Origin of the sequence: Cryobacterium sp. RTC2.1 (assembly GCF_035018685.1) — a bacterium.
GTDB lineage: Bacteria > Actinomycetota > Actinomycetes > Actinomycetales > Microbacteriaceae > Cryobacterium > Cryobacterium glucosi.
Genome location: NZ_JASJXJ010000213.1, coordinates 1 through 5022, shown reverse-complemented (window position 1 = coordinate 5022; position 5022 = coordinate 1). Strand labels below are relative to the sequence as shown.

Genomic DNA, 5022 nt, shown 5'->3' with positions numbered 1-5022 from the left:
AGCGGGTGAATCGTCGTTCTCACCATTCGAGAACGACGATTCACCCGCTTTCGCGTTTCTGATCGGACGGGAATCAGCCCTTGACGGCGCCCGCCATGATGCCGGAGATGAGCTGCTTGCCGGCGAGGACGAACAGGATCAGCAGGGGAAGCGTCGCGAGCACGGCGCCGGCGAGGACGACGGAATAGTCCACGTACTTGGCGGACTGGAGCTGGCTGAGCGCGACCTGGAGTGTCGGGTTCTGCGGGGACACGATCATCGGCCAGAGGAAGTCCGTCCAGGCCATCATGAAGGTGAACAGCGAGAGGATCGCCATCGCCGGTCGTGCCGCGGGCACCGCGACGTTCCAGAAGGTCGTGATCATGTTCGCGCCGTCGACACGGGCTGCCTCGATGAGCTCGTCGGGGATGACGTCGACGAGGTACTGCCGCATGAAGAACACGCCGAACGCGGTGACGAGGGTCGGGATGATGATGGCACCGACGGAACCGGTCCAGCCGAACTGACGCATCAGGATGAACAACGGGATGATCCCGAGCTGGGTGGGAATCGCCATGGTCCCGACGACGAAGACCATCAGCCCGTTGCTGCCTCGGAAGCGCAGCTTCGCAAAGGCGTAGCCGGCGAGCGTGGAGAACGAGACCACGGAGACCGTGATGATCGTCGACACCACGACGCTGTTGAGCAGCGCCTGCCAGAACGGGATCGTGTCGAAGACGGCGGCGACGTTGATCCAGAACTGTCCGCCCGGGAGGAGCGGCGGCCATTCCTGGCTCAATACGGATGATGAGCTCGAGCCGACGACGACCGACCACCAGAGCGGGTACGCACCACCGAGGAACAGGGCGAGCAGGATGCCGTACGTGAGGAAACCGGGTCGTCTGTCGATCCCCAGGCCCTTGTGGCCCTTCATCCGCCCGGCGGGGTTCTTCTCGGCGCGGGGCTTGACGGGCCGGGCCGGCCGAACCGGCTCGGTGGGAGTTGGGGTGAGTGTGCCGGTCATGATCTGGACTCCTTCGCGCCGGTGGGGAGCGTGCTGGATGGAGGGGAATCAACGGGCTCGCCCGCTCCGGATGCCGCCAGTGCAGCCTCCCGGTCGGCCGCGGCCTTGCGCCGCAGCACCCGTTTCGCAGACTTGACGTCCGTGCGGGAATCCGTGGTGGCGATGCGCTGAGAAATCAGGAAGTTCAGGACGCCGAACGCCACGATGATGAGGAACAGGATGAAGGCGACGGCCGAGGCCTTGCCGAAGTTCTGCCGCTGGAACGCCATCTCCCAGAGATAGAGCACGGTGGTCTGGAATTGCCGGTGGGCGCCGCCCGGCGTCGGGGTCGTCGCATCGTACAGGCGAGGCTCCGTGAAGATCTGCAGGCCACCGATGGTGGCGGTGATGATCACGAAGATCATGGTGGGGCGGATGCTCGGCAGCGTGATCGAGAAGAACCGGCGGAAGAATCCGGCCCCGTCGAGGGCTGCCGATTCGTGGATGTCGCGCGGCACCGATTGCATGGCGGCGAGGAGGATGAGGGCGTTGTACCCGGTCCAGCGCCAGTTCACCATGCTGGCGATCGCGATGTGACTGGGGAAGACATCCGTCTTCCACATCACCGGATCGACGCCGACGAAGCTCAGGAGGTGGTTGATCATGCCGTTCTGCTCGCTGAACATGTTCGAGAAGATCAGCGCGACGGCGACCGGAGTCACCACGTACGGGATCAGGACGCTCATGCGCCAGAAGGTCTTGGCCCGCAGGTTCTGGTCGAGAACCGCGGCGATGAAGGTCGCGGCGATGAGCTGCGGGATGCTCGAGAGCAGGAAGATGCTCATCGTGTTGAACAGCGAGTTCCAGAACAGCGGGTCGTTCAGTTCGGCGGCGTAGTTGTCGAATCCGACCCACTCCCCCGGGCCGCTCAGCAGGTTCCAGTGGTTGAGCGACACCACGAAGGTGTACACCAGCGGGAACAGGCCGACGACGCCGAAGAGCACGAAGAACGGCGAGATGTACAGGTAGGGCGAGAGCTTCACGTCCAGGCGGCTGAGCCGGTGCTTGTAGGTGAGGGCGCTCTTGCGACCGGTACGGTCGGGCCGCGGCGGGCTGCTGGCTTCTGGTTCACGTGTGAGTGTCATGGTGGCTTTCTGCCTTCGAGCGGGAGTGCCCCGGCGCCTGCGGGCGCAGGTACCGGGGCACTCCCACCGAGCGGATGCTTGCTGCTACTTGTTGACGATGAGCTGGTTGAACAGCGTCATGGCGTCGGACCAGGCCTTGTCGCCTGACACGCCCTGATCGAGGGAGATCGTGGACGGTCCGAAGACCTTCTCCTGGATCGTGGAGTCATCCGGTCCCTTGTACTGGGCCTTCACGCCATCGGCGCGCTTGCTCAGGATGGATGCGATCGGTGCGTCGTTGAAGAAGGCCGAGATGCCGGTCCCCGCAGCGAGTGCAGGATCGGTCTGGGCGGCCGTGACGCTCGGGAACGCGCCTGCCGCCTGGAATTCGGCGACTTCCTGCTTGGCGTCGGTCAGCCAGGTGGCCAGTTCAGCGGCTTCCTTCGGGTGCTTCGACTGCGTCGGAACGGTCAGGAACGACCCGCCCCAGTTGGCGGCTCCTCCGGGGAAGACGTCGGCGAAGTCCCAGCCGGCCGTCGCGCCGACGGCGTCGCCGCCGGCGGTCTTGACCTGGCCCTGGACCACTCCGAGCATCCAGCCCGGGCACATGAAGGTTGCGAAGGTGCCGTCGGTGAACGACGTGCCCTTGTTCCAGTCCCACTGGGTCTGCTTGGCGGAGAGGCCGGCCGCGTTTGCGGCGGCGAGCTTCGTCCATGCGGACTTCAGGTCTGCGTTGTTCTCGACGTTGAGCTTGCCGTCCTTGGTGTAATAGCCCTCGGGGAGCTGGTTGACCATCGAGTTCCAGATGAAGCCGGACTGGTCGAACCACGCCTTGCCGGTTGCCTTCTGGTACTGCTCGCCCACCGCGAAGTACTTGTCCCAGGTGGAGCCGCTGCCCCCGAGCAGGGTGGCGACTGCGGCGCGGTCGGTCGGGAGACCGGCTGCTGCGAAGGCCTTGCTGTTGTAGCAGATGCCCTCCGGGCCGATGTCCGTGCCGTATCCGATGATGCGACCGTCCTTGTCGGTGGCCTGGTCGACCTTCCACGAAACCCAGCGGTCCTTGACCGAGTCTGCACCGTAAGCCTTGAGGTCGGTGAACTGGCTCGAGACGTTCTGAATCGCGCCCAGCCAGCCTTCCTCGACGGCGAGAACGTCGGAGAGGCCGCTGCCTGCCGCGATCTTGGTGAAGGCATCCGTCTGGGCATTGCCACCGGTGTCGATGTTGTTGGCCTTGATGGTGATACCGGGGTGCGAGGCCTCGTACTGGGCGTAGAGAGCATCCATGCCCATGGTGCCGAACGTCGTGACGGTCAGCTCGACCGGTGCGGCACTGGCTGAGGTGCCGGTTCCTGCCGATGAACAGCCCGTCGCAATGAGGGCGAAGGATGCGGCGCAGGCTACTGCTGCCCCGACCTTGGTGCGTCGTGAGAACTTCACTGTCACTCCTTTGTGTGCGTGTTTGTGCGTGTGTGTAATGCGAGAAATGTGTGTTGCAAGCGACCGGCGCCTGGCGGGTGGCTCTCAGGGAGAGGCGCCCGCCCAACGGGGTTGTGAGAGCGCTCTCATTTTGGTATGAGAGCGCTCTCACTGATCAACGCAACACTAGGTCACCCACCGATCCCTTGTCAAGGCGACACGAAACCCATTCGGCCGCGACCCTGCGGAGTGCCCCGCGCCCGCCTCGGGACGGCGCTCCGGCTCCGGTGTGCCAGCGCGCTGCGCGCATCCAAATAGACTGACCCCATGACATCGGGAGTCCGCAACGCGCGTCCGCCGCAGCCGACGCTCGAAATGGTGGCGGCCGAGGCCGGCGTGTCCCGCGCCACCGTGAGCCGCGTCGTCAACGGGTCGCCCAAGGTGCGGCCCGAGGTCGTCGTGTCGGTCACGGCCGCGATCGAACGGCTCAATTACGTGCCCAACCGCGCTGCCCGCTCGCTTGCCAGCCGGCAGACCCAGTCGGTCGCCCTCGTCGTGCCGGAAGACATGACGAAGTTCTTCGGCGATCCCTACTTCGCCGCCGTCGTGCAGGGCATCACCCAGCGCCTCGACGAGAGCGACTACACGCTCAACCTTCTGGTCGCCTCGACTGACCCGCGTCACAAGACCATGCGTTACCTGCGCGCGGGAAACGTCGACGGGGCACTCGTCATCTCGCACCACACCGGGGACAACTTCGTCGCCGACCTCGAATCCACGATGCCGGTCGTCTTCGGTGGGCGCCCGACCAACGACTCCGGCGCGAACAACTACTTCGTCGACGTCGACAACATCGCGGGCTCCATGAGCGGCGTCCAGCACCTTGTCGACATCGGCAGGCGCCGGATCGGCACGATCACCGGGCCCGTCGACATGCCGGCAGGCATCGACCGCCTCACCGGGTTCCGCCGGGTGCTCGAGAACGCGGGCCTCGCGACGGATGCCGTCGAGCACGCCGACTTCACGGCCTCCGGTGCCGCGGCGGCCACCCGCCGCCTGCTCGAGCGCTGCCCGGACATCGACGCCCTCTTCGTGGCGAGTGACCTGATGGCGACCGGCGCGCTCGGCGTCCTCGCCGAGCTGGGCAGGGCCGTGCCGAGGGACATCGCGGTTGTCGCATACGACGACAGCCCGGCAGCCACCTCGGGGCCGATCGGGATGACCACCGTGAGCCAGCCCTCGAAGGAGATGGGCTTCGCAATGGCGGACCTGCTCCTGCGCCTGCTCGCGGACGACGAGACCGTGCCGCACCGCAACATCATGCCGACCAGCCTGGTGCTGCGCGAGTCCGCCTGACCCGCTCCGCAGCATCCGCCCCGCACCGCCCCCTGCTCGCGAGAGTGCACTTGTGGCCCTTAACCCGCGGTGTGCTGTCTCGGGACGTCCCTGACACTTCATGTCTCGGGACGTCCCTGACACTCGGGTCGGGATGTTGCGGGC

General features: G+C 65.8%; 4 protein-coding genes. 1 reads left to right on the top strand and 3 read right to left on the bottom strand.

What is annotated here, in order from left to right; translation table 11 throughout:
• Positions 1-73: 73 nt before the first annotated feature.
• The 3 genes from QN357_RS17765 to QN357_RS17755 all read right to left on the bottom strand — a co-directional run bounded on the left by QN357_RS17765 (position 74) and on the right by QN357_RS17755 (position 3543).
• Positions 74-1003 carry a carbohydrate ABC transporter permease gene (locus QN357_RS17765; protein WP_174774658.1) on the bottom strand — a complete coding sequence of 310 codons (930 nt, stop codon included), beginning with the start codon at positions 1001-1003 and terminating at the stop codon, positions 74-76.
• Positions 1000-2127, bottom strand: coding sequence for a sugar ABC transporter permease (locus tag QN357_RS17760; protein WP_323505291.1), 1128 nt, complete (start codon positions 2125-2127; stop codon positions 1000-1002). Before QN357_RS17760 ends, QN357_RS17765 begins: the two co-directional genes overlap by 4 nt.
• 84 nt (positions 2128-2211) lie before the next feature.
• A complete protein-coding gene (locus QN357_RS17755) occupies positions 2212-3543 on the bottom strand; it encodes an ABC transporter substrate-binding protein (RefSeq protein WP_134560671.1) in 1332 nt (443 codons plus the stop codon).
• A 306-nt stretch (positions 3544-3849) separates the two neighbouring features.
• Between QN357_RS17755 and QN357_RS17750 the strand changes: the two genes are divergently transcribed.
• A complete protein-coding gene (locus QN357_RS17750) occupies positions 3850-4878 on the top strand; it encodes a LacI family DNA-binding transcriptional regulator (RefSeq protein ID WP_134449162.1) in 1029 nt (342 codons plus the stop codon).
• Positions 4879-5022 lie beyond the last annotated feature (144 nt).

Bases quoted from the DNA above. Each gene is read 5' to 3' on its own strand.
- QN357_RS17765 (WP_174774658.1), bottom strand. From the start codon at position 1,003: ATGACCGGCACACTCACCCCAACTCCCACCGAGCCGGTTCGGCCGGCC.
- QN357_RS17760 (WP_323505291.1), bottom strand. From the start codon at position 2,127: ATGACACTCACACGTGAACCAGAAGCCAGCAGCCCGCCGCGGCCCGAC.
- QN357_RS17750 (WP_134449162.1), top strand. From the start codon at position 3,850: ATGACATCGGGAGTCCGCAACGCGCGTCCGCCGCAGCCGACGCTCGAA.